At 75.4% G+C, this 25927-nt stretch carries 24 protein-coding genes; 11 read left to right on the forward strand and 13 right to left on the reverse strand.

The annotated features are described in order from the left end of the window. Positions 1–366: 366 nt before the first annotated feature. The 8 genes from rpmH to BLW63_RS16135 all read left to right on the forward strand — a co-directional run bounded on the left by rpmH (position 367) and on the right by BLW63_RS16135 (position 6021). Complete coding sequence (gene rpmH / locus BLW63_RS16100) at positions 367–504, forward strand: 50S ribosomal protein L34 (RefSeq protein ID WP_089305879.1); 138 nt, start codon at positions 367–369, stop codon at positions 502–504. Between the two features lies 1 nt (position 505). Continuing rightward, positions 506–886 carry a ribonuclease P protein component gene (gene rnpA / locus BLW63_RS16105; protein ID WP_091158336.1) on the forward strand — a complete coding sequence of 127 codons (381 nt, stop codon included), beginning with the start codon at positions 506–508 and terminating at the stop codon, positions 884–886. Further along, complete coding sequence (gene yidD / locus BLW63_RS16110; protein WP_091158337.1) at positions 883–1218, forward strand: membrane protein insertion efficiency factor YidD; 336 nt, start codon at positions 883–885, stop codon at positions 1216–1218. The genes rnpA and yidD overlap by 4 nt, the downstream gene beginning before the upstream one ends. Beyond that, positions 1211–2308, forward strand: a complete 1098-nt coding sequence (gene yidC / locus BLW63_RS16115) for a membrane protein insertase YidC (RefSeq protein WP_091158338.1) — start codon at positions 1211–1213, stop codon at positions 2306–2308. The genes yidD and yidC overlap by 8 nt, the downstream gene beginning before the upstream one ends. Before the next feature lie 91 nt (positions 2309–2399). After that, entirely contained in the window at positions 2400–3053 is a 654-nt protein-coding gene (locus BLW63_RS16120; protein ID WP_170856806.1) for a Jag family protein, read from the forward strand. Between the two features lie 65 nt (positions 3054–3118). Continuing rightward, on the forward strand, positions 3119–3847 hold the full coding sequence (rsmG, locus tag BLW63_RS16125) for a 16S rRNA (guanine(527)-N(7))-methyltransferase RsmG (RefSeq protein WP_244522616.1): 729 nt from the start codon (positions 3119–3121) through the stop codon (positions 3845–3847). A 75-nt stretch (positions 3848–3922) separates the two neighbouring features. After that, complete coding sequence (locus tag BLW63_RS16130; protein WP_091158339.1) at positions 3923–4984, forward strand: ParA family protein; 1062 nt, start codon at positions 3923–3925, stop codon at positions 4982–4984. Beyond that, on the forward strand, positions 4981–6021 hold the full coding sequence (locus BLW63_RS16135; RefSeq protein ID WP_091158340.1) for a ParB/RepB/Spo0J family partition protein: 1041 nt from the start codon (positions 4981–4983) through the stop codon (positions 6019–6021). Before BLW63_RS16130 ends, BLW63_RS16135 begins: the two co-directional genes overlap by 4 nt. 171 nt (positions 6022–6192) lie before the next feature. Here BLW63_RS16135 and BLW63_RS16140 read toward each other — a convergent pair whose 3' ends face one another. From BLW63_RS16140 to BLW63_RS16180, 9 genes are all read right to left on the reverse strand, one after another. Beyond that, on the reverse strand, positions 6193–7185 hold the full coding sequence (locus BLW63_RS16140) for a D-alanine--D-alanine ligase family protein (protein WP_091158341.1): 993 nt from the start codon (positions 7183–7185) through the stop codon (positions 6193–6195). Beyond that, entirely contained in the window at positions 7182–8474 is a 1293-nt protein-coding gene (locus tag BLW63_RS16145; protein WP_244522617.1) for an aminotransferase-like domain-containing protein, read from the reverse strand. The genes BLW63_RS16140 and BLW63_RS16145 overlap by 4 nt, the downstream gene beginning before the upstream one ends. A gap of 283 nt (positions 8475–8757) precedes the next feature. Beyond that, the gene (locus BLW63_RS16150) at positions 8758–9909 is read right to left on the reverse strand and encodes an N-acetylmuramoyl-L-alanine amidase (protein ID WP_244522618.1); all 1152 of its coding nucleotides are present in this window, start codon (positions 9907–9909) and stop codon (positions 8758–8760) included. Positions 9910–10072: 163 nt separating this feature from the next. Then, positions 10073–10399 (reverse strand): thioredoxin, encoded by a 327-nt coding sequence (gene trxA / locus BLW63_RS16155; protein WP_012951035.1) that lies wholly within the window; start codon positions 10397–10399, stop codon positions 10073–10075. A gap of 120 nt (positions 10400–10519) precedes the next feature. Continuing rightward, positions 10520–11539: a thioredoxin-disulfide reductase gene (gene trxB / locus BLW63_RS16160; RefSeq protein WP_244522619.1), complete on the reverse strand. Its 1020-nt coding sequence runs from the start codon at positions 11537–11539 to the stop codon at positions 10520–10522. Between the two features lie 154 nt (positions 11540–11693). Beyond that, on the reverse strand, positions 11694–13322 hold the full coding sequence (locus BLW63_RS16165; RefSeq protein WP_091158344.1) for a protein kinase family protein: 1629 nt from the start codon (positions 13320–13322) through the stop codon (positions 11694–11696). A 68-nt stretch (positions 13323–13390) separates the two neighbouring features. Next, positions 13391–15457 (reverse strand): murein biosynthesis integral membrane protein MurJ, encoded by a 2067-nt coding sequence (gene murJ, locus BLW63_RS16170; protein ID WP_091158348.1) that lies wholly within the window; start codon positions 15455–15457, stop codon positions 13391–13393. Then, positions 15454–17805, reverse strand: a complete 2352-nt coding sequence (locus BLW63_RS16175; protein WP_091158350.1) for a DUF6049 family protein — start codon at positions 17803–17805, stop codon at positions 15454–15456. Before BLW63_RS16175 ends, murJ begins: the two co-directional genes overlap by 4 nt. A gap of 73 nt (positions 17806–17878) precedes the next feature. After that, a complete protein-coding gene (locus BLW63_RS16180; protein ID WP_091158352.1) occupies positions 17879–18355 on the reverse strand; it encodes an NUDIX hydrolase in 477 nt (158 codons plus the stop codon). 84 nt (positions 18356–18439) lie between these two features. Here BLW63_RS16180 and BLW63_RS16185 point away from each other — a divergent pair, with 84 nt between their 5' ends. Together BLW63_RS16185 and BLW63_RS16190 are read left to right on the forward strand one after the other, a co-directional pair. After that, positions 18440–19900: a CCA tRNA nucleotidyltransferase gene (locus tag BLW63_RS16185; protein ID WP_091158354.1), complete on the forward strand. Its 1461-nt coding sequence runs from the start codon at positions 18440–18442 to the stop codon at positions 19898–19900. Between the two features lie 41 nt (positions 19901–19941). Continuing rightward, positions 19942–20922, forward strand: coding sequence for a peptidase (locus tag BLW63_RS16190; RefSeq protein ID WP_091158357.1), 981 nt, complete (start codon positions 19942–19944; stop codon positions 20920–20922). A gap of 12 nt (positions 20923–20934) precedes the next feature. Here the strand turns inward: BLW63_RS16190 and BLW63_RS16195 are convergent, their stop codons facing one another. After that, positions 20935–22182 carry an MFS transporter gene (locus tag BLW63_RS16195; RefSeq protein WP_091158360.1) on the reverse strand — a complete coding sequence of 416 codons (1248 nt, stop codon included), beginning with the start codon at positions 22180–22182 and terminating at the stop codon, positions 20935–20937. A gap of 118 nt (positions 22183–22300) precedes the next feature. On the opposite strand from BLW63_RS16195, the gene BLW63_RS16200 reads away from it, so the two are divergent. Then, complete coding sequence (locus BLW63_RS16200; RefSeq protein WP_244522620.1) at positions 22301–22960, forward strand: YqgE/AlgH family protein; 660 nt, start codon at positions 22301–22303, stop codon at positions 22958–22960. Between the two features lie 179 nt (positions 22961–23139). On the opposite strand, the gene BLW63_RS16205 is transcribed toward BLW63_RS16200, so the two are convergent. From BLW63_RS16205 to BLW63_RS16215, 3 genes are all read right to left on the reverse strand, one after another. Further along, entirely contained in the window at positions 23140–23898 is a 759-nt protein-coding gene (locus BLW63_RS16205) for a hypothetical protein (RefSeq protein ID WP_091158363.1), read from the reverse strand. A 133-nt stretch (positions 23899–24031) separates the two neighbouring features. Continuing rightward, complete coding sequence (locus tag BLW63_RS16210) at positions 24032–25111, reverse strand: inositol-3-phosphate synthase (protein ID WP_091158366.1); 1080 nt, start codon at positions 25109–25111, stop codon at positions 24032–24034. 111 nt (positions 25112–25222) lie between these two features. Continuing rightward, positions 25223–25840 carry a PadR family transcriptional regulator gene (locus BLW63_RS16215; RefSeq protein ID WP_091158369.1) on the reverse strand — a complete coding sequence of 206 codons (618 nt, stop codon included), beginning with the start codon at positions 25838–25840 and terminating at the stop codon, positions 25223–25225. Positions 25841–25927: the final 87 nt, after the last annotated feature.

Genomic DNA, 25927 nt, shown 5'->3' on the forward strand with positions numbered 1-25927 from the left:
GATCTCCGGAGTGCGTGGTGGTCGGTCGACACCAGCGGGGCGGCCCCTGCGCCGGACGTCGTTGTCCGGTGTGGAGCGACGGCGACGCTAACAGCCCCGTCCACAGCCCGGCAACGAGCCCGGCGGCGCCCGACGGCGCGCCGCGTGGCGTGTCGCGACCGTCCGCGGCGCGGCAGCGCCCGTCCGGTCCGCCGCAGGGGGAACCTGAGGAGTCGGCGTCCGGGCCGCCGGTCCCCGCGTGTCCTCGGCTATGCTGGCGGGAGATCCGTGGACGGGGAGCCGGCTCCCGCCGTGTGCCCGTCCCTGTCGCGTGCGCCCGCCTGCCGGTGGGCGCGCCCCGTCGATGTCGTGTAGTGGGAGTACCTCGTGAGCAAGCGCACGTTCCAGCCGAACAACCGCCGCCGGTCCAAGACCCACGGCTTCCGGCTGCGGATGCGCACCCGCGCGGGTCGGGCGATCATCGCCGGCCGTCGGCGCAAGGGCCGCGAGAAGCTCTCCGCCTGAGGTGCTGCCCGCGCAGGCACGCCTGCGCCGGCGTCCGGAGTTCACCGCGGTCGTCCGGTCCGGCAGGCGTGCCGGACGGCCGACCATGGTGCTCCACTACCTCCCCGAACGGCCCGTGACCCCGACCCCCCGCGACGACGCCGGGACGGTCGGTGGTCCACGGGCCGGCCTCGTGGTGGGCCGCGCCGTGGGGAACTCGGTCGTCCGTCACCGCGTGACCCGGCGGCTGCGTGCGGTCGTGCTCGACCAGCTCGACCGGCTGCCCCCCACCGCGGACCTGGTGGTCCGCGCCCGGCCGGAGGCGGCCGCCGCGAGCTCGGCGGAGCTGCGTCGCGACCTCACCGCCGGGCTCGACCGGCTGCTCCGGGTCCGCACCCCGTGACCGCCGACCCGCCGGCCCCCCGCGCCGGACGACGTCCGGTTGCCCGGGCGCTGCTGGCGGCCGTCGGCTTCTACCAGCGGGCCATCAGCCCGGTCTTCCCGCCACGCTGCCGCTTCCAGCCCACCTGCAGCGCCTACGCCGCGGAGGCGATCGCCGTCCACGGTGCCGGCCGCGGCAGCTGGCTGGCCCTGCGGCGGTTGCTGAAGTGCGCCCCCTGGCACCCTGGTGGCCTCGACTTCGTGCCGCCGGCCCGCACGACCTCGCCCGGAACCGCTCGACCCGTCCCGTCGGCACCCCGCCGGGCCCCGCAGGAGGAGTCCCCCGTTGCTTGACTGGCTGTACACCGCCATCTCGTGGGTGCTGGCCCGGTGGCACTCGCTGTGGAGCCTCGTCTTCGACGACCCGGCGGCGGGGACGGGCCTGTCCGGGTTGACCTGGGCGCTGTCGATCGTCTTCCTCGTGGTCACCGTCCGGGTGATCCTCTTCCCGCTGTTCGTCAAGCAGGTCAAGTCACAGCGGGCGATGCAGGAGCTGCAGCCGGAGATCCAGCGGCTGCGCAAGCAGTACGGCAGCGACCGGCAGGGCTTCGCCGTGGCCATGCAGAAGCTGCAGAAGGAGCGGAACGTCAGCCCGCTCGCCGGCTGCCTGCCGATCCTGCCGCAGATCCCGATCTTCCTGTCGCTCTTCCACGTGCTGCGGCGGCTCGCCCCCGACGCGCAGGGCCTCTACAGCTGGGACGACCAGCTCACCGACGAGGCCGCGCGAGCGCCGTTCTTCGGGGCCCCGATCTCCTCCTCGTTCTTCATGAGCGGGGCCAAGGAGGAGGCGATCCTCGGGATCACCGGCGGCTACGGCCAGATCCGGGTCGTCGCGTTCCTGCTCATCCTGATCATGAGCTTCACGACCTTCTTCACGCAGAAGCAGATCATGCGCCGTTCCGGGCCGGTCGAGGGCCAGGCCGCGATGGTGCAGAAGATGCTGCTCTACGTGATGCCGATCGGCCTGTTCGTCTCCGGCTTCCTCTTCCCGATCGGCGTCCTCCTCTACTGGTTCACCAACAACCTGTGGACCCTGGGCCAGCAGTTCTTCATCCTGCGCAAGATGCCGCCGCCCGGCTCGGACGCCGCCAAGGCCAAGGCCGCCGCCGACAAGCCGGCCGTCGACCCGAAGACGCTCGCGCCCCGGCCCGGTGCCAAGCCGGTCCGCCCGAAGAGCGGCCGCACCGCCGCCCCGGAATCGACGGTCGACGGCGGCAACCCGACCGGCGACACCACCGCCGACGACCCCCCCACCCCGACCGGCGCCACGGCCGCGGGCTCCGACGGCACGTCGGCCACCCGCTCGTCCAGCGGTCGCCCGCGGAGCGGGACCAGTCGCGGCAGTCAAGGGCCGGCCAACCGCGGCAAGCGCAAGCGCCGTTGAGCCGGCGCGCGCGGCGCCCCTGCGGGCGCCCGCGCCGGCGACCGACCACCGGGGGCGACCCCGGACGCCCGCACCGACTGGAGGACACGCCATGAGCGCCCCGCAGCACCCCACCGAGCCGGCCGGCCCCGTCAGCGAGGCCACCTCCGGCGCGGTCCTGAGCCCGGTGCCCGCCGACGTCGGCGTCCCGGCGCAGCCCGACCTGCCCGACCCGGACGCCGACGGCGCCGACGCGACCGTGGAGCCCGTCGACGTGGCCGGCGATGAGGACGACGACGGCGCCGACGACCTGCTGGTCCGCGAGGGGGACGTCGCCGGGGACTACCTGGAGCGGCTGCTCGACATCCTCGACGTGGACGGCGACATCGACCTCGACGTCGAGGGCGACCGGGCCTCGGTGGCCATCGTCGGCGGCGAGCTGGCGGACCTCGTGGGCACCGACGGCGCCGTGCTCGAGGCGTTGCAGGAGCTCACCCGGCTCGCCGTCGCGCAGGCCACCGGCGTCCGCAGCCGGCTCATGCTCGACATCAGCGGGTTCCGCGCCCGGCGCCGGGCCGACCTGACCTCGCTGGCGGCCGAGACCGCCCGCCGGGTGGCGAGCAGCGGGCAGCCGGAGCGGCTGTCGGCGATGAACCCGTTCGAGCGCAAGGTCGTCCACGACGTCATCGCCGGGGTCGCCGACGTGCACAGCGAGTCCGAGGGCGAGGAGCCCAACCGCCGCGTCGTGGTGCTGCCGGACAGGTGAGCGAGCTCGCGAGCTCACCAGGAGACAGAGCAGCGTCGCGATCGCAGCCGCCGAGCGCCAGCGAGGTGGCTGGCGGGAGCGAGCTGGCCGGGGACCCAGCAGGGCCGCCGTTCGGCCCGCCGGGCGGCGGCGCCGCCTCACCCGACGCGGACGCCCCAGCCGTCCCACCGGCCCCGGAGGTCGCTCGCTCGGTTTTCGGGCCGGGGCTGGCCGACGCCGAGCGCTACGTGGCCCGGCTGGCCACCGACGGGGTCACCCGCGGGCTGATCGGGCCGCGGGAGGTGCCCCGGCTGTGGGAGCGGCACGTCCTCAACAGCGCCGCGGTCGCCGACGCCGTCCCGCCGGACGCCCGCGTGGTGGACGTCGGCAGCGGCGCCGGCCTGCCCGGCATCCCCCTGGCACTGGCCCGGCCGGACCTCCGGATCACCCTGCTCGAGCCGATGGCGCGCCGGGTGGAGTTCCTCGAGGAGGTCGTCGCCGAGCTCGGGGCACCGTGGCGCGTGCTGCGGGGCCGCGCGGAGGAGCGGTCCGTGCGGACCGCGGTCGGGCCGGTGGACGTCGTCACGGCGCGCGCCGTCGCCGCCCTCCCCCGGCTGGTCGCGTGGTGCCGCGGGCTGCTGCGCCCCGGCTCCCAGCTGGTCGCCCTCGTCGGCTCCCGGGCGCTGGAGGAGCTCCCGTCGCTGGTGCCCGAACTGGAGGCGGCGGGGATGCGCGACGTCCACGCGCGGGCTGTCGGTGCGGGGCTGGGGGAGGCTGCCACTACCGTGGTGGTGATGACGCGAGGGACGCGGTGACGCGCGTTCCACGTGGAACCCGTACGACTTCCCGCGTCCGTTCCACGTGAAACGGACCGGCAGGAAGGACTCCAGATGACCGACCCGGGCCAGCGGCTGCGGAGCAGTCTCACGGCCGAGCAGTCGGCCTCCGCCGTCGAGTTCGACAGCCCCATCGCGATGGAGGCGCTCCGGGCCACCCAGGTCCTGCACGCGGCCGACCAGGAGCCGTTCCCCGCCCCGGGCCGCATCCGGGTCATCACCATCGCCAACCAGAAGGGCGGCGTCGGCAAGACCACGTCCTCGGTCAACCTCGGGGTCGCCCTCGCGCTGTACGGGCTGCGGACGCTGGTCGTCGACCTCGACCCGCAGGGCAACACCAGCACGGCCCTGGGCGTCGACCACAGCGTCGGGACGCCGTCGGTCTACGACGCCCTGGTCGGCGACAGCTCGCTCACCGAGGTGGTGCACCCGACGACGGCCACGCCGCTGCTGTCCTGCGTGCCGGCGACGATCGACCTGGCCGGCGCGGAGATCGAGCTCGTCTCGGTGGTCGCCCGGGAGTACCGGCTGCGCCGGGCCATCGAGACCTACCTGCAGGAGCTCCCGCCGGAGCAGCGCCCGCACTACGTCCTCATCGACTGCCCGCCGTCCCTCGGCCTGCTCACGCTGAACGCCCTCGTGGCCGGTGACGAGGTGCTCATCCCCATCCAGTGCGAGTACTACGCGCTCGAGGGCCTGGGGCAGCTGCTCAACAACATCGACCTGGTACGCCGACACCTCAATCCGGGGATCGCCGTCCGGACCATCCTGCTCACGATGTACGACGGGCGGACCAAGCTGGCCGACCAGGTCGCCGAGGAGGTCCGCAACCACTTCGGCAGCCTCGTCCTGGACACCGTCATCCCACGGAACGTCCGAGTCTCGGAAGCCCCCGGCTACGGGCAGTCCGTGGTGACCTACGACCCCGGCTCGCGCGGCTCCACCAGCTACGTCGAGGCCGCGCGGGAGCTCGCCCGCCGCGGCGTCTCCCTGCCCCCACTGCCCTCGCGCCCGACCCCCGGCACCCCCGTCGCCGCACCTCTGGGGGCGGCGTTCCCCGACACCGACGCGGCAACGGTCCCCGTCCTACCGTCTCCTGAGGAGAACAAGGCATGAGCAAGCGTGGCGGTCTGGGCCGAGGGCTGGCGGCGCTGATCCCCACCAGCGCGCCGGACGACGAGCAGCCGGCGCTGCCCGCGGTAGACGAGAGCGCAGGTCAGCCGGCCGATCAGGAGGCCGCACCGGCCGCGGCGCCCGTTCCTCCGGTGCACCTGCTGCCGCCGGCGGCCCAGGCTGCAGCGACGGTGGCCGCGCAGGCGGAGGCGGCCGTCGGCGTCCCCGGCGCGCAGCTGCGCGAGGTCGCGGTGATCGACGTCGTCCCGAACCCCAAGCAGCCGCGCCAGGTGTTCGACGACGAGGCGCTGGAGGAGCTCACGTACTCCGTGCGCGAGTTCGGCCTGCTGCAGCCGATCGTGGTCCGCGAGCGCGCCGAGGGCGGCTACGAGCTCATCATGGGCGAGCGCCGGCTGCGCGCCGCCCGGGCCGCCGATCTGAAGTTCGTGCCGGCGATCATCCGGGACACCACGGACGACGCCCTGCTGCGCGATGCGCTGCTGGAGAACATCCACCGGGTCCAGCTCAACCCGCTGGAGGAGGCCGCGGCCTACCAGCAGCTGCTGGAGGAGTTCGGCGCCACGCACGAGGAGCTGGCCAGCCGGATCGGCCGCAGCCGCTCGCAGGTGACCAACACGATCCGGCTGCTCAAGCTGCCGGTGAAGGTGCAGACCCGCGTCGCCGCCGGGGTCATCTCGGCCGGCCACGCCCGGGCGCTGCTCGGCCTGCCCGACGCGGAGAAGCAGGAGGCGCTGGCCGCCCGGATCGTCGCGGAGGGGATGTCGGTGCGGGCCACCGAGGAGGCGGTCGCGCTGGCCGTCGCCGAGGAGCCGACGGCCAAGCGCCGGCCGCGGAAGTTCAGCGCGCCGGGCGTGGAGGACCTAGCCGGCCGGCTCTCCGACGCCTTCGAGACCAAGGTGAGGATCCAGATCGGCCGCGCGAAGGGTCGCATCGTGGTCGAGTTCGGCTCGGTCGACGACCTGCAGCGCATCATCGGTCAGATGGCCCCGGACATCACCGGACGCCGTCCCGAGGAGTGATCAACACACAGCGGCCCGGTTCCGTCACCGACGGAACCGGGCCGCTGTGGTGAGCGACGGGTGCGGCCCCGTCCAGAGGCTCGCCGCAGGCCTCGTCCCGGGTCCCACCCTGAGCCTGCGAAGGGTGGGGAGGACGAGGTCCTTCCACGGTGAGGAGGACGGGGTCCTTCTTCAGCGGGCGGTGGCCCGCCGGGTCAGCAGCCGGGCGAGGACGTCGCCGAGCGAGGACCCGGCCGCCTCGACCGCCATCGGGAACATCGAGGTCTCGGTCAGCCCGGGCGAGACGTTCACCTCGAGGAAGTGCACCTCGCCGTCCGGCGTGACGATCGCGTCGGTACGGGAGAGATCGGCCAGGCCGAGCACCTGGTGCACGCGGACGGCCATCTCGGCGGCGCGGGTGGCCACCTCCGTCGACACCCGGGCCGGCGCGTGGTACTCGGTCAGGCCGGGGGTGTAGCGCGCGGTGTAGTCGAAGACGCCGGATTCCGGGGCGATCTCGACGGCCGGCAGCGCCTCCGGGCCGTCGCCGAGGTCGACCACCGCGAGCGCCAGCTCCACCCCGTCGACGTAGCGCTCCACCATCACGGTGTCGCCGTAGGCAAAGCAGCTGACCATGGCGGCGGGCAGGTCCTCGACCCGGCCGACCTTCTGCACGCCCAGGGCCGACCCGCCCGAGGCCGGCTTGACCATCAGCGGCAGGTCCAGCCGGGCGACGATGAGGTCCAGCACCGCACCGGCGCCCAGCTCCCGGAAGGTGCTGTGCGGCAGGGCCACCCAGTCCGGCGTGGCCACCCCGGCGGAGCGCACGACGGACTTCGCTGCCGGCTTGTCCCAGGCCAGCCGGCAGGCCGCGGCCGGGGACCCGACGTAGGGGACGCCGGCCAGGTCGAGCACCGCCCGCAGCGCGCCGTCCTCACCCGTGGCGCCGTGCAACGCGATGAACACGGCGTCCGCCGGGGCGGCGGCGAGGCCGGGCAGCAGCTCGGCGTCGGCGTCGCGCAGCTCGGCCTCCACGCCGGCGCGGGCGAGCTCCTCGGCCACCTGGGTGCCCGAGGAGAGGCTGACCTCCCGCTCGACGTTCAGGCCGCCGGCGAGGACGACGGCGCGCAGCGGGTGCGCGACCGCCCCGGGCTCCGCAGCGGGGACGGCGGTCGGCTCGCTCATGCGCGGTCCTCGTATCGGTCGCTGTTGGCCGGGCCGACGATGGTGCCGGCACCCGGCGCCGCTCCGCCGTGCGGACCGGGAACGGCCCGGAAGGTGCCGGTGTCCACGGCGTCGAAGGTCGAGTGCAGGTCCAGCTCGGCCTCGATGACCCGGGCCAGCCGGCGCACCCCCTCGCGGATCTGGTCCGGCTCGGGGTAGCAGTAGGACAGCCGCATGAACTCCGAGCCCGACCCGTCGGCGTAGAAGCCGATGCCGGGGACGTAGGCCACGTGCGCGTTCACCGCGCGCGGCTGCATCTGCTTGGCGTCGAGCCCGTGCGGCAGCTTCAGCCAGACGTAGAAGCCGCCGTCGGGCCGGGTCCACGTGGTGCCCGCCGGCATCAGCGCCTCGAGCGACTCCAGGGTGGCGTCGCGCCGCTCCCGGTAGAGCTCGACGAAGTGCTTGACCTGCTCCCGCCACGGCTGGGTGTCGAGGTAGCGGGCGACGGCGTACTGGGTCAGCGAGGGCGGGCAGAGCACCTGCGCCTCGGTGGCCAGCACCAGCTTCTCGCGGACGGCGAGCGGCGCGAGCACCCAGCCCACCCGCAGGCCCGGCGAGAACGTCTTGGAGAACGAGCCGAGGTAGATGACCCGCCGGTCGTCGCGGGCCCGCAGCGCGCGCATCGGCTCCCGGTCGAAGCCGAGCAGGCCGTAGGGGTTGTCCTCGATGACCAGCAGGTCGTAGCGCTCGGCGATCTCCATGACCGCCTGCCGCCGCGGCTCGGACAGGGTGACGCCGGCCGGGTTGTGGTAGTTCGGCACGGTGTAGAGGAACTTCACCCGGTCGCCGTCGGCCCGGCACTCGAGCAGCGTCTGCTCCAGGGCCTCGGGGATCAGCCCGTCGTCGTCCATGGGCACGTGCCGGACGCGCGCCTCGGCGGCCTGGAAGACCCCGAGCGCGCCGACGTAGGACGGGCCCTCGGCGAGGACGACGTCGCCGGGGTCGCAGAAGACGCGGGTCACCAGGTCCAGCCCCTGCTGGGAGCCGACGGTGACGACGACCTCGCTGGGCGAGGCGTCGGTGATGCCCTCGAGGGCCATGACGTCGCAGATCCGCTCGCGCAGCCGCGGGTCGCCCTGGCCGGAGCCGTACTGCAGCGTCTGGGCGCCCATCCCGGACACCAGCTCGCCGATCATCGAGCCGACCGCGTCCAACGGCAGGGCGGTCACCGCGGGCATGCCGCCGGCCAGCGAGACGACCTCGGGGCGGCTGACGACGGAGAACAGCGCACGGATCTCCGAGGTCTTCATGCCGTGGGTGCGTGCTGCGTACCGGTCCGCCAACGGGTCCAGCCGCGGGTGTCGCGGAGCAGGGTGGTGCACACCGGGGCCCGGGGGTGTTCCGGGCTGGAGATCGGCCACGCTCCGAGTGTAGGGAGCCACACCGGGCGGCCCGCCGGGGACACGGCGAGGGGACGGACTGGTCCCCTCCCGCCCGTTCCACCCGGCGCGCCACCCCGGCGAGATCGCCGATCCCACACGTCTGGAGGGCCTGGACCGTGCGAGATCGCCGATCTCGCCGGCCACGAACCCCTCAGCGCTTCGCAGGCAGGATGAAGGTGCCGGTCGGCGGGTCGGCCTCGGCGGGCAGGAACAGCCGCTGGACGGCGGCCAGGACGGCGCTGGCGACCGTGCTGCGCAGCCGCGCGTCGAGCAGCAGCAGCCGGTCGACCGGGTGGGACAGGTAGCCGACGTCGAGCCGGACGGCGGGCATCCGGCTCATCCGCAGCAGGTCCCAGGTCTTCGGGTGCGAGCCGAGGTCCAGCATGCCGGTGCGCGCGACGACCTCCCGGCGCACCAGGTTGGCGAACTGCTCGCCCACGGTGGACGAGGCGCCCGAGCCGGTGCCGTAGTAGTAGCTGGCCACCCCGCGGGCGTGCTCGGAGCTGTGGGCGTCGGTGTGCAGCGAGAGGAACAGGTCGGCGCGGGCGTCGTTGGCGAACGCCGTCCGCTCCGCCGGCGAGGGGTCCTGGTCGCGGCCGCGGGTCAGGTAGACGGTGGCGCCGGCCGCGGCGAGCCGGCCCTCGATGCGCGAGGCGAGGTCGAGCACCAGGTCGGCCTCGGTGGTCTCCCCGACGGTGTTGCCGGTGTCGGTGCCGCCGTGGCCGGGGTCGACGACGATCCGCCGTCGGATGAGGTGCGGGCCGCTCTCCACGAAGCTGGCGCTCTGCCGCAGCAGCTGCGGCCGCCCGCCGGTGACCTTGCGGCCGAGCTGGCGCAGCGCCCGGAGGGTGGCCGGCCCGCAGGTGCCGTCCGAGGTCAGCCCGTAGTCACGCTGGAAGGCCCGCAGCCCGACCTCGGTCTCGGGGCCGAAGACGCCGTCGACCGGGCCGGCGTCGTAGCCGAGCTCGTGCAGCCGGTCCTGCAGGTTGGTGACGTCGTCCCCGCGCATGGCGCGGACCGGGTCGTGGTGCAGCAGCCGGTCACCGAGCGACCAGCGCGCCTCGGACAGGGCGCGGTACGTCTCCTCGCCGACGCGGCCGTCGACGGTCAGCCCGCGCACCTGCTGGAAGTGGCGGACGGCGAGCTCGGTGGCCGGGTCGTAGACCGCCTGGTCCAGCGACGCCTCCTCTGCGGCGCCGGCCGCCGGCAGGAGGGTAAGAGCGCGCAGCGCGGCGTGCACGTCGGCCACGGCGGGGCCACGGTCGCCCGGCCCCAGGGGCTGCATGCTGTCGTCGGTTGCCATCGTGGGTCGATTGTGGTCCCCGGGCGGCGCCGCGGCCCGACGGGGGCCCACACGCGCGAGGGCCTCCTCCGCCACCGGCGGAGGAGGCCCTGGTGACCGGTTGGAACGGCCTCCCTGCAGGGTCCCGCCCCGAGCCCGCGAAGGGGGGAGGGCGGTCCTCCCGTTACAGGTAGTCCGCGAGGTCGGAGAGGATCGCGCCCTTCGGCTTGGCGCCGATGATGCTCTTCACCGGCTTGCCGCCCTGGAACACCGTCATGGTCGGGATCGACATGACCTGGTAGTCGCGCGCGATCTGCGGGTTCTCATCGATGTTGAGCTTGGCGATCGTCAGCTTGTCGGCGTGCTCGGCGGCGATCTCCTCGAGGACCGGGGCGACCATCTTGCACGGCCCGCACCACTCGGCCCAGAAGTCGACGAGGACGGGCTTGTCGCTGCCCAGGACGTCATCGGCGAAGGTCGCGTCGGTGACCGTCACGGTGTTACCTGCCATGGGTCGTTCTCCCTCTCGGTCTGCTGGTACCCGTCGGCTCCAACCGGACGGGAGGTCGGTGTATGCCCCGGACCGGGCGCGGCCCCCTGCAGGGTCCCGCCGCGGGCCGGGGGGCGCCTCTCAGCGCTCGCCGAAGGCGGCGGCCAGCCAGCGCTCGGCGTCGATCGCCGCCGCGGCGCCGGTGCCGGCCGAGGTGATGGCCTGGCGGTAGATGTGGTCGACGACGTCGCCGCAGGCGAAGACGCCCTCGATGTTGGTCCGCGTGCTGGGGTGCTCGACCTGGACGTACCCCTCGTCGTCGAGCTTGAGCTGGCCGGCGAAGAGCTCGCTGCGGGGGTCGTGGCCGATCGCGACGAACACCCCGGAGACCGGCAGCTCCTCGGTCGCGCCGGTGCCGACGTCGGTCAGCCGGACACCCGAGACGGTCTGGTCGCCGAGCACGTCGGTGACCTGCTTGCCCAGCGCCCAGCGGATCTTCTCGTTCTCCTGTGCGCGCTGCTGCATGATCTTGGAGGCGCGCAGCTCCTCCCGCCGGTGGACGACGGTCACGGTCTTGGCGAACCGGGTGAGGAACGTCGCCTCCTCCATCGCCGAGTCGCCCCCGCCGACCACGACGATGTCCTGGTCGCGGAAGAAGAAGCCGTCACAGGTGGCACAGGCCGAGACGCCGCGGCCGAGCAACCGGGCCTCGTTGTCCAGGCCGAGGTACCGGTACTTCGAGCCGGTGGCGACGATGACCGCGTGGGCGCGGTGCACCTCGTCGCCGACCGTGACGATCTTCGGCTCGGCGGTGAGGTCGACCTCGGTGACGTCGCGGGCGACCAGCTCGGCGCCGAAGCGCTCGGCCTGGGTGCGCATGTCGTCCATGAGCTGCGGGCCCTGGACACCCTCGGCGAAGCCGGGGAAGTTCTCGACCTCGGTGGTGGTCATCAGCGCGCCGCCGAACTGCGAGCCCTCGAACACCAGGGGGTGCAGGTTCGCGCGGGCGGCGTAGATGGCGGCGGTGTACCCGGCCGGACCCGACCCGATGATGATCAGGTCACGGACGCCGTCCTGCTCGGCGGGCGGGATCGCGGGCTCCACGTGCTCCGCCGTCACGGCGGGGCCGGGGGTCGGGTGGTTCGTCGTCACGCGCGGCACAACGGAGATCGTAGGGGCTGCATTCCCAGGTCCACGGCCCCGCAGGGGGTGTCAGCCGCCACCGCCGGCCCCGTTCAGAGCACCGCCCCGAGCTTGCGAGGGGTGCGGAGAACGGGTCCTTCTCCGAGGCGTGGGGAGAAGGGTGGTCCCTACTTCAGCCCGCCGGCGTGAGGGTGACCTCGGCGACCTCGGCGGAGAAGCCGCCGTCCGACGGCGCCAGCCCGGTCAGCCACAGCAGCACGTAGCGGGTGGTGACCGGCTCGTCGAAGGAGAGGTCGGCCGCGTCGCCGAGCTCGCCGTCGGCGACCACCTCGTAGGAGTCGAGGTCGCCCTCGGCCTCGTCGCCGACCCGGACCTCGACGGTCGCGCCGGCGGTGCCGGTGACGCCGAGGCCGGTCAGGGCCTGCTCGGAGCCGAGGTCGTAGAGGACGCCGATGCCGTCCTTGAGGTTGCCGAACGCCGCCGACCCCCGGTAGGTCACCGTCGACCAGGCGGTGGACGGGTCGCCGTCGAAGGACAGCGGCACGTCGTCGGGGTTGTCCGGGTCCCCGTCGCCGAACGGGTCGTACACGCTCGCGCCGGAGATGGTCAGCGCGGGGGTGTCGTCGGGCTCGGCCGTCCCCCCCGCGGGCGGCGCGCTGGACGACGGCGTGCTGGGGACGGGTGACTGGTCGCCGGTGACGTCGTCGGGCGAGATCACGTTGCCCAGGTAGACCGCGAGCGCGATCACGACGGCCAGCGCGGCCAGCGGCAGCCCGACGACGAGCAGCCGCCGCCGTCGCTCCTGCGCGGGGGCGTGGTCGCGGGCGTGGACCGCGCCGTCGCGGTCGTCGTCCCGGTCGGCCGACAGCGGCAGCAGGTCGTCCTCGTCGTCCTCGTGCCGGCGGGCGGGGACCGGCGGCAGGCCGCGGGCGTCCAGCGGCGGGGAGGCGGTGCCGGAGGCGTCGCGGGTCGGCGCGGGGTCGACCGCGACGTCGTCCCGGGCGCCGGCCGAGCGCTCCTCCTCGCGGCGCTCGCGCAACCGGCGCAGCCACCCGCTGTCGGACTCGTCCGGGGCGCGCTGCGGGTCGGCGGTGTGCCCGGTGCGCGGGCGCTCGGCCAGCAGGGCGGCCATCGCGGCGACGCTCGACAGGCCGGCGCCGGGCTCGGTGGACCGGGCGCGGCGCACCAGCGCGGCGAGGTCCGGGGGCATCCCCGCCGTCCGCCCGGCCGGTGCGGTGCCGGGGCGCCGGCCGGTGAGGCAGTACTCGAGCAGCTCGCCGAGGGCGGCGACGTCGCCCTGGACGCTGCCGCTGGCGGCCGGCACGGACCGCAGCCCGACCAGGCCGTTGGGCCGCAGGACGACGGTCTCCGGGGTGAGCCCGCCGACGGCGAGTCCCACCCGGTGGGCCGCGGCGACGCCCTCGGCGAGCCGGCGCAGCACGGTGCGCGCCTCGCGCTCGGGCATCGGACCCTCGGCCAGCCGCTCGGCGAGGGTGCGGCCCTCGATCCACTCGTTGACGACGTAGGCCGCGCCGCCGGGTGCCGCCCCCTCGCTGCCCTCGGCGGCGTCGTAGACCATGGCCAGGGCGGGTGTGGCCAGCCCGCCGGCGGTGAGCGCGCGGGTGATCCACTCGCGGGCGGCCGGGCCGCCGGGGGTGTGCACCCGGATGGCGACGTCGCGGTTGAGGATCCGGTCCTTGGCCCGCCAGCAGTGGATGACGCCGGTGGCGGTGGTCTCGGTGGGGCCGACCTCGTCGAGCGGGCGGTACCGGTCGGGGAGACCGATGGCTGTGGACGTCATCGGTGCGTCCGGCCCCCTGTCCCCTCCGTGCCGGCGGCTGGGTTGCCCCGGCGGCGGCGCCACGCCGCTCACCTGCGCCCCAGCCGGGCCCGGACGGCGGCCAGGGGCTCCTGGACCTCGGGGACGCGGGCGAGCACGAACCCGATCAGGGTCGCGACGCCGATGACCACGGTACCGAGCAGCACGGTGCCGAGCGAGCCTGCCACCGACGGTCCCAGTGCGCCGTCGGCCAGGGACACCGCCAGCCAGCCCAGCAGGCCGGCGACGACCGCGACCAGGGTGACGCGCAGCACGGGGACCAGCGTGGCGCGGTTCTCCAGCGTCCCGAGCCGGCGGTGCAGCACGGCGTGCCCGATCAGCCAGCCGGCCACGTACGTGACGCTGGTGACCAGCATCAGCCCGGCCACCACCCGCTCGGGCGGGACGACGACCGGCACGAGCAGCAGCAGCGACACGCGGACGGTGACCATCCCCACCTGGATCAGCGTGGGGGTGCGCGAGTCCTTCATGGCGTAGAAGACCCGCAGCTGCAGCAGGGTCACCGCCATCGGGAGCAGCCCGAACGCGCCCACGGCGAGCGCGAGGCCGATGGCGCGGGCATCGTCGGCGCCGGTGTTGCCGCGGGCGAAGACGACGACAGCCAGCGTGGGGCCGAGCACGGTCAGCGCGGCGCTGAGCGGCAGCAGGCCGAGGGCCGACAGCCGCGTGCCGAGGGAGAGGTCGCGCACCACACCGGGGACGTCGGCGCGCGCGGCGGCCCGGCTCAGGCGCGGGACCAGCGCGGTCAGCAGCGCGACACCGATGATCCCGTAGGGCATCTGGAACAGCAGGCTGGCGTTGGCGAACCCGATCGAGCCGAGCCCGCCGGCGCGCCCGGCGGCGTTGGCGATGCGGGTGGCCACCACGACGCCGACCTGGCTGGCCGCCACGTAGCCGATCACCCAGAGGCCGAGCCTGGCCGCCTCGCCCAGCCCGGTGTCGCGGAGCCCCCAGCGGGGACGCAGCGGGACGCCGGCCCGGCGCAGCAGCGGCAGCAGCACCAAGGCCTGGACGGCGATGCCCAGCGTGGTGCCGGCACCGAGGAGCCACACCTGGCCGTCAGTGATGGTCACCGGCGTGAGCTGACCGGGGCCGGTGGCGGCGAGGAACAGCAGCCCGGTGGCGATGACGACGACGTTGTTGAGCACCGGCGCCCAGGCCGGCGGGCCGAACACCCCGCGGGAGTTGAGGATCGCCTGCGCCAGGGCGCCGAGGCCGTAGAAGACGATCTCCACGAGCAGGATGCGGGCCAGCCAGGTCGCCAGCCGGTACTGGTCGGGGTCCTCGTCGAGGCCGTACAGCGCGGTCAGCAGGGGCGCGGCCAGGATCGCGAGTCCGGTGACCAGGACCAGCCCGGCGGTCGCGACGGTGGCCAGCCGCTGGGCGTAGGCGGTCCCGTCGTCGTCGTCCCGCTCCTGGGCCCGCACGAGCAGCGGGACGACGACCGAGGTGAGCACCCCGCCCAGCAGCAGCTCGTAGACGATGTTGGGCAGCGTGTTGGACGTGTTGTAGGCGTCGCCGACCAGGCCGACGCCCAGCGCCGCGGTGAGCACCATGGTCCGCAGCAGTCCGGTGATGCGGGAGACGAGCGTGGCCACGGCCATCGTGCCGGCGGCGCGCAGGATGCCGCCGCTGGCGCCCGGCCGGCCCTCGCGGGCCTCGACCTCCTCGTCGGTCTCGTCGACGCGGCGCGGCACCGCCGGCAGCACCGGGATGAGCTGGGTGTCGTCGGGCCCGGGGACCCACCGGGAGGCGCGCCGCGGCGGCGGCACCGGCGGCAGGTCGCGGACGCGCGGTGCCGGCGGCGGGACCGGCGGCAGCGGCCGCCCCCCGGGCGGCGCCTTGGGGTACGGCGGCGGGGGCAGCGGCAGCGCCGGCGGGGTCCGCGGACCGCCCACCGGCGGCGGCTCCCCGCGGCCGTCGCCCGGGGCCCGGGTGCGGTCGGCGGGGCGGGGCGGCGCGGCGGGCGGCGGCGGGACGGGGGGCAGCGGCCGACGGGGCTGCTCCCCCGCGCCGCGATCGCCCCGGGGCCGGCGCTCGGCGGCCCCGTCCGCGGGGCTGCGGTGCTCCTCGTGCGAGCTCGTGACCTCGCTCACACCGGACTCCGCGTGGGCGGCAGCGGGACGGCCGCGCCCTCGGGGGCCGGGCCGGGCAGGTCGCCGTCCTCGTCGCCGGGGACGCCGCGGCGGCGGCGCAGCACGAAGCGCACCAGCCGGCGCAGGAAGAGCAGTCCGAGCAGCGCCGCGGCGCCGATCGTGATGACCACCGAGATGGTGCCGTACGCGGTGCTCTGCACCTGCAGCTGCACCGGGTCGCCCAGCGGGGCGCCGTCCGGGGTGACGAGCGTGGCCGCGACGCCGAAGCGGCCGGACTGCCGCACCTGCGCCGGGACCTGCAGCGTCGTTCGCTGCTCGGGGCCGAGCACCTGGTCGCCGAGGTCGCCCACCGACAGCGCGTTGCCGCGGCTCTGCACCCGCAGCTGCACGCGGAGGGCGAAGGGCAGCTCGTTGCTGACGGTGAGCACGAGCGGGGAGTCGCTGGAGGCCAGGCTGTAGATGCCGGCGGCCGGGGCGAGCAGCGTGACCCGCTCGAGCAACCGCCGGACCGTCGTCCGCAGGTCCGCGGCGGCCGAGAGGAAGGCGGCGGGATCGTCCCGCCACGCGGCGGAGGTGGTGCGGGCGACCGCGGCGTCCCAGGGCGCGAGCACCGCGTCCGCGTTCCCGACGACCGCGCCGGCGAGCTGGTCGCGGACGCGCACCGCTTCGGCGACGTCGGCCAGCCCGGCGGCCTCGAGGCCACCTGGGTCCTCCGGGGCGGCCAGCTCGCCGGTGTCGGCGACCGGGCCGTCGCCGAGCTGGGCCACCGACAGCGGCCGCAGCCCCGGCAGTGTCGCGGCGGCGGCCATCACCGCGCTGACCGTGGCCGGGTCGGGGTCGACCTCGCGCGGCGGGGCCACGAGCAGGGTCTGCCCGGTGGCGGCGTCGCCCGGCTGGAGCGTCTGCAGCACCAGCTCGGCGACCGAGCGCTGCTCGGCGGCGCGGGGTCCGCCGGCGACCGGCGCCCCGCCCGCCAGGCCGCTGAGTGCGGGATCGGCGACCAGGGCGTCGACCGCGCCGTCCCCGGCGGGCACCGTCGTCCGGGCGACGGCCGGGCCCTCGAGGCCGAGTGCGGCCGCGCCGTCGATGAGCCCGCCGGGGGCCAGGACGACCTCCTCGACGCCGCCGTCCCGGAGGACGTCGAGCGTCTCCGGGCGCAGCGCGCCGCCGACGGCCCAGGCGAGGTCGGTGCGGGCTTCCACGCCCAGCACCTCCCGGAGGATGTCCGCGCCGGCGGTCCCGTCGGCCTCGGTCTCGGCCGGCGCGCCGGTCGGTGGCGCGGCGGGCGCGTCGGGGTCGTCCTGTGCCGTCCCCTCGGCACTGCCGGGGAGGCTGCGGCTGACGACCGCGGAGAGGCCCGCGCCGGTGAGGGAGTCGGCGTCGACGTCGCCGTAGGGCAGCGCGACCACCGGGTGGTCGGCGGCCACGGCGCGCAGCCGGGTGAGCCAGGCGGCGGCCTCGTCGCTGCCGGAGCCGGCGTCCTCCTCCCCGCCGACGGGATACGGGCCGTCGGCCATGACCTGCAGCTCCTCGACGAGCGCGGGGTCCACGGCCAGGGTCACCGGCACCACCGGCGCCGGCTCGCCGCCCTCGGGCGGGGCGGTCTCGGGGAGCCGCTCCACGGTAGCCAGTGCCCGGTCCAGCCGGCCGCCGGCCGCCACCTCGTCGGTCAGCCGGTCGTCGACGAAGGTGCCGGAGGCGTCGCGGTGGGTGCGCTCGACCAACGGCCAGAGCCAGGCGACGCCGGTCGGCGTCGCGGGCACCGCCGGCGGCTGCACGAGGTAGGTGGTCAGCTCCCCGACCCGGCGGCGCTCCCCGTCGGCGCCGATGCCGTTGAGGTTGAGCAGCACCGGGTGGACGCCGTCCCGGTCGATCGCCAGCGCGTCGCTGGTCGTGGTGAGGCTGAAGGGGACGGCCCCGCCCGGGGGCAGCTCAGCGGTCACGTCCTGGAACGGCGTGGTGGCGACGGCGACCGGGTCGGGGTCGCCGTCGACGGCCTGCAGCTCGCCGCGCGTGTCCAACGGCTCGCCGCGCTGCAGCCGCACGTCGAGGTCGGTGAGCGTCTCCGTGCCGGTGTTGGTCAGCTCGCCCTCGATGGTGACCGTCGCGCCCGGCACCAGCGTGCGGGGGTCCAGGCGGGTGAGCCGGACGCCGACCGGGCGCTCGTCGGAGGTCGCTTCGGTCGTGGCGGGTTCCCGGGGCGCGGCGGCCGCGGCCGGCGCCAGCGTGACGAGCGGGGCGGTGAGCACGCCGGCCAGCGCGGCGGCGACCGTCGTCCCCCGGGCGGTGCGGCCGGGGCCCCGGGCGGCGGACCGGCCGCCGGTGCGCCCGGCAGCCGGCCGGCTCACCGCAGCTCCTCGCCGGTCGTCGCCACCGCGACCCGGTCGGCTGCTGTGCCCCCCGGTGCGCTCGCGAGCTGGCTCACGCGCTGTCGGCGAGGAGGGCGGGGGCCCGCTCGACCAGCGCCCGCTCGTCGGCGTAGGCCAGCCGGGTGCTGAGCTCGTCGAGCGGCACCCAGGCGACCTCGGTCACCTCGATGTCGGCGTCGGACAGGGCTCCGCCGATGGCGCGCAGCAGGAAGTGGTGCACCGTCTTGTGCACACGGCGGCCGTCGGCGACGAACCAGAAGTCGATGATGCCCAGCGGGGCGACGACCTCGCCGATGATCCCCGTCTCCTCGGCGACCTCCCGGACGGCGGTGTCCTCCGGGGTCTCGCCCTCCTCGATGTGACCCTTGGGCAGGGACCAGAGCAGCCGGCCGCGTCGGTCGGTGCGGCCGATGAGGGCGGCGCGCGGCCCCGTGACGGGGTCGTCGGCCACCACCAGGCCCCCGGCGGAGGTCTCGTCGACCCGCCGCAAGCGGCGGCCGGGGCGCCCGCGCCCGCCCGTCCCAGCCATGCCAGGAGGGTAGCGCGCGCCACGGCAGTACCCTGGATCGTCGTGTCCGGTGAGCCTTCCCCTCCGACGGCGGCTGCTGCCCCCGTGCCGCCCGCCGTCCAGGAGACGGTGCGCGAGCTGGTCGACCTCTCCCCCGTGCTGACCCGGCTCGGGGAGCGCTTCACCGCCGCCGGGTTCGAGGTGCACCTCGTCGGGGGCTCGGTCCGCGACGCGCTGCTGTCCGCGGGCTCCGGGGGTGGGCGGGGAGCCGGCACGGTGCCCGGCGACCTCGACGTCACCACCGACGCCCGGCCCGAGCAGGTGCTGCAGCTGCTCCGCGGGTTCGCCAGTTCCACGTGGAACACCGGCATCGCCTTCGGGACGGTGGGGGCCGAGGTGGGCGGCGTCCGGCTGGAGATCACCACCTTCCGCGCCGACCGCTACGACCGGGAGTCGCGGAACCCGGAGGTGGCGTGGGGCGACTCGCTCGTCGACGACCTCGCCCGTCGCGACTTCACCGTGAACGCGATGGCGGTCTCCCTGGGGCCCGACCGCACCGTCACCGACCCCTACGGAGGCCTGGGTGACCTGCTGGCCGGTCGGCTGCGGACGCCGGGCACGGCGGTCGAGTCCTTCGCCGACGACCCGCTGCGGATGCTCCGCGCGGTCCGGTTCGTCTCCCAGCTGGGCTTGACGCCGGTCGACGAGGTGGTCGAGGCGATGACCTCGCTGGCGCCCGAGCTGGGCCGCATCACCCCGGAGCGGGTCCAGGTGGAGCTGTCGAAGACGCTGCTGCAGCACTCCCCCCGGGCGGCGCTGGAGCTGTTCGTCGCCACGGGCCTGGCCGACGTCGTCCTGCCGGAGCTCTCCGCGCTGCGCATGGAGATCGACGAGCACCACCAGCACAAGGACGTCTACAGCCACTCGCTGACGGTGCTCGACCGGGCGATCGCCCTGGAGGAGGCCGACCCGGACCACGAGTCGCCCGACCTCGTGCTGCGGCTGGCCGCGCTGCTGCACGACATCGGCAAGCCGGCCACCCGCCGGCACGAGCCGCGCGGCCGGGTCTCCTTCCACCACCACGAGGTGGTCGGCGCGAAGCTGGTCCGCAAGCGGCTGCAGGCGCTCCGGTACTCCAAGGAGGTCGTGGAGGCGGTCGCCCGGCTGACCGTCCTGCACCTGCGCTTCCACGGCTACGGCCGCGGCGAGTGGACCGACTCGGCCGTCCGCCGCTACGTCACCGACGCCGGGGACCTGCTGCTCCGGCTGCACAAGCTGGTGCGCTCGGACTGCACGACCCGCAACCGGCGCCGGGCGGCCGCACTGGCGGCGACGTACGACTCGCTGGAGCAGCGGATCGCCGAGCTGTCGGCGGCCGAGGACCTCGCGCGGGTGCGCCCGGACCTCGACGGCAAGGCGATCATGGCGATCCTGGGGATCGGGGAGGGCCCCGACGTCGGCGCGGCGTGGCGGTTCCTCAAGGACCTGCGGCTCGAGCGCGGCCCGCTCGACCCCGACGCGGCCGAGGCCGAGCTGCGCGCCTGGTGGGCCACCCGCCACGGCTGACCCGGCTACAGCCCGGGCCGCCGGCTGCCGACAGGAGACACGTGCGCGACGAGGACGGCCCGGAGCCGCGGTCGGGGCTGCCCACCTCGCCGAGCGGACGCACGCCGCAGTGGGTGGTGGACGAGGCACTCGGCCTGCCGGTCCGGCCGGTCCCCTGGCGTGCCGCGGAGCCGCCCCCGCGCCGGCGCCGCGGCTCGGGCCTGCTTGGCCTGCTCGCCGTCCTGCTGGTCGTCGGCGGCTCGCTGGGGGCCGCCCTCCTCACCGGGACCGTGCAGTGGCCGTGGGACCGCGTCGTCGCGGCCGACCCCGCACCGGGCGCGGGCGTCCCGGTGGCGGCCGCCCCGTCGGACCGCCCCACCCCCGGCGTCGACGCGAGCGGCTCGCCGCGGGGGGTCCCGCAGCCCGTCCCCGAGGGTGGCGGACCGCACGCGTTCTCGCTGCTGCAGGCCGACGGGACGACGCCGGTGGCCTACGACCCGTGCCGCGTCGTCCGCTACGTCGTCCGGCCCGACGAGTCCCCCACTGGCGGGGAGGAGATGGTGCACGCGGCCGTCGCCCGGCTCGGCCGGGCGACCGGCCTGGTGTTCGTGTACGACGGCCCGACCGACGAGGTGCCGTCCCTGGAGCGGGCGGCGTACCAGCCCGACCGCTACGGCGACCGCTGGGCCCCGGTCCTGGTCAGCTGGCGGACGGCGGCCGAGGCGCCGGGGCTCGCGGGCGACACCGTCGGCGAGGCCGGCAGCCTGGCGGTGTCGCTGGGCGAGGGCGCCCGGGTCTACGTCACCGGCACGGTGACCCTCGACGCCGAGCAGTTCCCCGAGATCCTCGCGCAGCCCGGCGGCGCGGCCACGGCCTCGGGTGTCGTGCTGCACGAGCTGGCCCACCTGGTGGGCCTCGACCACGTGGACGACGACTCCCAGCTGCTCTACCCGGAGACCGTGCCCGGCGTCACCGACTACGCCGCCGGGGACCTCGCGGGCCTGGCCCGCCTCGGCCAGGGACCCTGCGTCCCGGAGCTCTAGGCCCCCGGCCGGTCAGCGCCGCAGCAGGGCGCGAGCGGCGTAGAGGGCCGTGAGGACGTAGGCCGTGCCGACGGCGACCACGGCGGGCGGGGAGACGCCGTCGGCCGGCAGCAGGAACGCCGCGGCCAGCAGCGCGACGACGTAGCCGACGTTGACGAGCACGTCGTAGACCGAGAACACCCGGCCGCGGACGTCGTCGTCCACCGCCTGCTGCAGGGTCGCGTCGACGCAGATCTTCACGCCCTGACCCAGGAACCCGAGCACCGCGCCGGCCAGCACCACCGTGACCGGCAGGAAGGGCAGCGCGAGTGCGGTCAGCAGCACGCCCCCGAGCGCCAGCAGCAGGGTCACCCACCGCGCCGTCCCGAGCCGGCGCACCGCCCCGGGGGTGACCGCGGCGGCCAGCAGCGTGCCGACCGCGCCGGCGGCCACCGCCGTCCCCACGCCCAGCAGCCCCGCCCCGGGCGGTGCGGTGGCGCGGGAGAACAGCAGCGTCATCAGTGTCAGCACGCCGAAGCAGAGCCGGTGCACGGTGATGACGGCCAGCGCGGGGACCGCCGGTGGGCGGGCCCGCACGTGGCGCACGCCGGCGACCAGGCCGACGAGCACCTGGCGGGCGGACGAGTCCGCGGTCCCGTCCGGGCCGAGCGCGCCCGGGGGGAACCCGGCGGCGGCCGCCGCGGCGAGCAGGTAGGGCCCGGCCGCGCCGAGGGTCAGCAGCGCGTACCCGGCGTCACCGGCGATGCCGGCGACCTGCTGCACCGCGACCGCGGCCGCCCCGCCGACCACCGTGGCCACCGCGCCCGACGTCGTGGACAGCGCGTTGGCCGGCACCAGGTCCACCGTCGTGTGCGGCAGGGCCGCCGACAGCGCCGACAGCACGAAGCGGGCGACGGAGAACAGCGCCAGCCCGGCGAGCAGGAACGGCAGACCGGTCGACCCGCCCGCCACGAGCAGTGCCAGGACGCCGACCAGCGCCGCGCGCAGCAGGTCGGCGTGCACCAGCACCTGCCGCCGGCGCCACCGGTCCAGCCAGACGCCGGCGAAGGGCCCCACCAGCGAGTACGGCAGGAGCAGGACGGCGAACGCGGCGGCGACCGCGACCGGGTCGGTGGCCCGCTGCGGGTTGAACAGGACGGTCCCGGCGAGGGTGGCCTGCAGCACGCCGTCCCCGAACTGGGCGGACAGCCGGGTGGCCAGCAGCCGTCGGAAGTCGGGGCGGGCCAGCAGCGAGCGCACGGTCGTCCCCGCCTGCCGCACCCGGTCACCCTACGATGGCCTCCCCTCCCCTCAGGGTGGACGACGGGCCGAAAGACCCTTCCCCGCGGGGAGAGTTCCGCCCGCCGGTCGGCGTTCCCGTGGGGCACACTGGAGAGCGATGACTCCCCCGTCCTCGCCCGATCCCGAGTCGGGGCCGCCGGCCCGGCCCGCGACGGGCCGACGCCGTCCGGACCCGGTCCCGGCGCTCTCGACGGGCACCCTGGACGACGTCCGCCCCGGCTCGCTGCTCGTGGCGATGCCGGGGCTCACCGACCCCACCTTCGCCGGCACGGTCGTGTTCGTGCTCGACCACAACGACAGCGGCACGCTGGGCGTCGTGCTGGGCCGGCCGAGCCAGGTGGAGATCGGCGACGTGCTGCCCGGCTGGTGCGACCTCGCCGTCGACCCCGGCGTGTTCCACGTCGGCGGCCCGTGCGAGACGGACACGGCGCTGTGCCTCGCCGTCTGCACCACCCCGAGCGGGGACTGCGGCCTGCGGCCGGTGGCCGGCGACGTGCACCTGGTCGACCTGGACGCCGACCCCGACGAGCTGGTCGGCCGGGTGCGGGGCCTGCGGGTGTTCGCCGGCTACGCGGGCTGGTCGCCGGGCCAGCTGGCCGCCGAGGTCGCCGAGGGCGCCTGGGCCTGCGTGCCGGGCCGCCCGGACGACGTGCTCAGCGAGCTGGCCGGCCCGGAGCTGTGGCGCCGGGTGATGGGCCGCCAGACCGGGCCGCTGGCGGTGCTGTCGACGGCACCGGCCGACCCGACCGTGAACTGACCGGCGCGTCGGTGGGTGCGGGGACGCCCCGCGTCTGGTAGGAACGTGCCCGGAGGGGGCGGTCTGGGGAAGAGGCCGCCCCCTCCCCTCATGTCCCGGATCCTGCAGGCCCCGCCCCCTGCAGGGTCCCGCCCCCTCCCCTCAGGTCCTTCCATGGTGGGGGGCAGCGGGTCCTTCGACTACAACCCGACGGTCGCCGCCACGTCCGGGTGCGCCTCGCCGTCCACGGACTCCCCCTCGGCCGGCAGCGTGATCTCCCGCGGGCCGTGGTCGGACAGCGTGACCGTCACCTCGAACTCCTGACCCGGCAGCGGGGTGCGGTACTGCACCAGCAGGTCGGTGGAGCGGTCGACCGCGACCGACCAGCCGGCCTCCGAGGCGTAGAGCTGGGCCAGCTCCCCGTCGATCGAGCGGTCGCCCGCCCACGTGTAGCCCGCGGCGCGGAAGTCGCCGGTGTCGTCCGGCTCCTCGGCGGCGAGGTTGAGCACCACCCGGGTGAGGACGTCCACCAGCGGCGCCTGCTCCCCCAGCGCGACGGGACGGCGCACGTAGGAGGCCTCGGGCAGACCCTCGGCGCCCAGCGCGGCCGGGAGGCCCGGCACCTCGCCGAACCACAGCTCGTCGGCGGTGAAGAAGAGGGTTCGGGTCTCGTCGGCGCGGTCGTCGCCGTACGTCGTGACCGCCTGTGCGCGCCCGGCACCGCCGGCGAGGTCGACCTCCCCGGTGAGGGTGAGCACGGTGTCCTCGCCGTACGGGGCGGTGACGACGAAGTCCGCGCCGCCCCGGTCGTGGGTGTCGGCCAGCAGCTGGGCGAGGAGGGCGGCCTCCTCCTCGGTGACCGGCGCGCCCTCCGCACGCTCGTCGGTGCCGCCGCAGCCGGCCAGCAGCGCCACCGTCAGCCCCAGCGCGGGCAGCAGCGGACGGCGGCGGGCGGGCATGCGGTCAGCGTAGGCATCCGGGCAGGTCGCCGGCGCCGTCCCACGCGGTAGGAGGACCCCTCTGCCCCCGCCTCTCGCCGGCTCGCGGCGGGACCCTGCGGAGGAGCCGGCCGGCCCCTCCGCAGGGGTGTCCTCACCGCTCCAGGTCACCCCGGATGAACGCCTCGACGGCGTCGCGGGCCTCGCTGTCGCTGTATTGCACCGGCGGGCTCTTCATGAAGTAGGACGACGCGGAGAGGATCGGGCCGCCGACCCCGCGGTCCTTCGCGATCTTCGCGGCCCGGACGGCGTCGATGATGATGCCGGCCGAGTTCGGGGAGTCCCAGACCTCGAGCTTGTACTCCAGGTTCAGCGGGACGTCGCCGAACGCGCGGCCCTCGAGGCGCACGTAGGCCCACTTGCGGTCCGACAGCCACGGCACGTGGTCCGAGGGGCCGATGTGCACGTTGTCGGTGCCCATGTCCCGGTCGACCTGGCTGGTGACGGCCTGGGTCTTGGAGATCTTCTTGGACTCCAGTCGCTCCCGCTCGAGCATGTTCTTGAAGTCCATGTTCCCGCCGACGTTGAGCTGCATGGTGCGGTCGAGCTGCACGCCGCGGTCCTCGAAGAGCTTGGCCAGCACCCGGTGGGTGATGGTCGCGCCGACCTGCGACTTGATGTCGTCGCCGACGATCGGGACCCCGGCCGCGGTGAACCTGTCGGCCCACTCCGGCGTCCCCGCGATGAAGACCGGCAGCGCGTTCACGAAGGCCACGCCGGCGTCCAGCGCGCACTGCGCGTAGAACTCGGCGGCCTGCTGCGAGCCGACCGGGAGGTAGCAGACCAGCACGTCGGCACCGGACTCGCGCAGCGCCGCGACGACGTCCACCGGCTCCTCGTCGGACTCCTCGATGGTCGCCCGGTAGTACTTGCCCAGGCCGTCGAGCGTGGTGCCGCGCTGCACCGTCACGCCCAGCGGCGGGACGTCGCAGATGGTGATCGTGTTGTTCTCGCTGGCGACGATGGCCTCGGAGAGGTCGCGGCCGACCTTCTTGGCGTCGACGTCGAACGCGGCGACGAACTGCACGTCGCTGACGTGGTAGTCGCCGAAGCGCACGTGCATCAGGCCCGGCACCGACGTGGTCTCGTCGGCGTCGCGGTAGTAGTGCACGCCCTGCACGAGCGAGGCGGCGCAGTTGCCGACGCCGACGATGGCGACCTTGACGGATCCCATGGACATCTCCTTGTTCTCGGACCGGGTGCGGCCGGTGGACGCGGACCGCTGACGGTCCTGCTGGGGGTGGCGGGCGCGGAGCTCTCCCGCCGGGTCGTCGGGAGGTGCTGGTCAGGGCTCGGGTGGCGCCTGTGCCGGCGGGTCCCCCTGGGCGGCGCCGTCGTCTCGGCGCCCTTCGCTGTCGGTCAGCTCGCGGTCGATGAGCTCGGCCAGCCAGCGGACCTCACGGTCGACGGAGTCCAGACCGTGGCGCTGCAGCTCGAGGGTGTAGCGGTCCAGCCGCTCGCGGGTCCGGCTCAGCGAGGCCCGCAGGCCCTCGCGCTGCCGCTCGACGGTGCGGCGGCGGCCCTCGAGGATCCGCAGCCGGACGTCCGCGGCGGTGTGCCGGAAGAACGCCAGGCGGACGCCGAAGAGCCCGCCGTCGTCGTACGCCTCCGGGCCGGACTGGCTCACCAGCTCGTGGAAGCGCTCCTTGCCCTCGGCGGTGATCGTGTAGACCACCTTCCCGCGGCGGCCGGTCAGCGGCGGTGCGTCCGCCGGCAGGGGTGCGCGCGGGTCCGGCTCGTCGGTGGTGACGTAGCCGGCGGCGTACAGCCGCTTGAGCGCGGGGTACAGCGACCCGTAGGAGATGCTGCGCAGCCCGCCGAGCACCTGGGCAAGCTGTTTGCGCAGCTCGTAGCCGTGCATCGGCGACTGGTGCAGCAGGCCGAGGATGGCGAACTCGAGCACGTCGCCCCCTCGTCGTCTGCGGATCGATGTATCGGGACGATACATTAAGGACCCCGCTGCCCCCCGTGCCTCGCTCCGCTCGGCCCG

The sequence above is a fragment of the Geodermatophilus africanus genome, assembly GCF_900107105.1.
In the GTDB taxonomy this organism is placed as follows: domain Bacteria; phylum Actinomycetota; class Actinomycetes; order Mycobacteriales; family Geodermatophilaceae; genus Geodermatophilus; species Geodermatophilus africanus.

Excerpts from the sequence above, each read along its gene's own strand:
- BLW63_RS16120 (WP_170856806.1), top strand. The coding sequence starts at position 2,400 with ATGAGCGCCCCGCAGCACCCCACCGAGCCGGCCGGCCCCGTCAGCGAG.
- BLW63_RS16130 (WP_091158339.1), top strand. The coding sequence starts at position 3,923 with ATGACCGACCCGGGCCAGCGGCTGCGGAGCAGTCTCACGGCCGAGCAG.
- BLW63_RS16135 (WP_091158340.1), top strand. The coding sequence starts at position 4,981 with ATGAGCAAGCGTGGCGGTCTGGGCCGAGGGCTGGCGGCGCTGATCCCC.
- BLW63_RS16140 (WP_091158341.1), bottom strand. The coding sequence starts at position 7,185 with ATGAGCGAGCCGACCGCCGTCCCCGCTGCGGAGCCCGGGGCGGTCGCG.
- BLW63_RS16145 (WP_244522617.1), bottom strand. The coding sequence starts at position 8,474 with ATGAAGACCTCGGAGATCCGTGCGCTGTTCTCCGTCGTCAGCCGCCCC.
- BLW63_RS16150 (WP_244522618.1), bottom strand. The coding sequence starts at position 9,909 with ATGGCAACCGACGACAGCATGCAGCCCCTGGGGCCGGGCGACCGTGGC.
- trxA (WP_012951035.1), bottom strand. The coding sequence starts at position 10,399 with ATGGCAGGTAACACCGTGACGGTCACCGACGCGACCTTCGCCGATGAC.
- BLW63_RS16165 (WP_091158344.1), bottom strand. The coding sequence starts at position 13,322 with ATGACGTCCACAGCCATCGGTCTCCCCGACCGGTACCGCCCGCTCGAC.
- BLW63_RS16180 (WP_091158352.1), bottom strand. The coding sequence starts at position 18,355 with ATGGCTGGGACGGGCGGGCGCGGGCGCCCCGGCCGCCGCTTGCGGCGG.
- BLW63_RS16200 (WP_244522620.1), top strand. The coding sequence starts at position 22,301 with ATGACTCCCCCGTCCTCGCCCGATCCCGAGTCGGGGCCGCCGGCCCGG.
- BLW63_RS16205 (WP_091158363.1), bottom strand. The coding sequence starts at position 23,898 with ATGCCCGCCCGCCGCCGTCCGCTGCTGCCCGCGCTGGGGCTGACGGTG.
- BLW63_RS16210 (WP_091158366.1), bottom strand. The coding sequence starts at position 25,111 with ATGGGATCCGTCAAGGTCGCCATCGTCGGCGTCGGCAACTGCGCCGCC.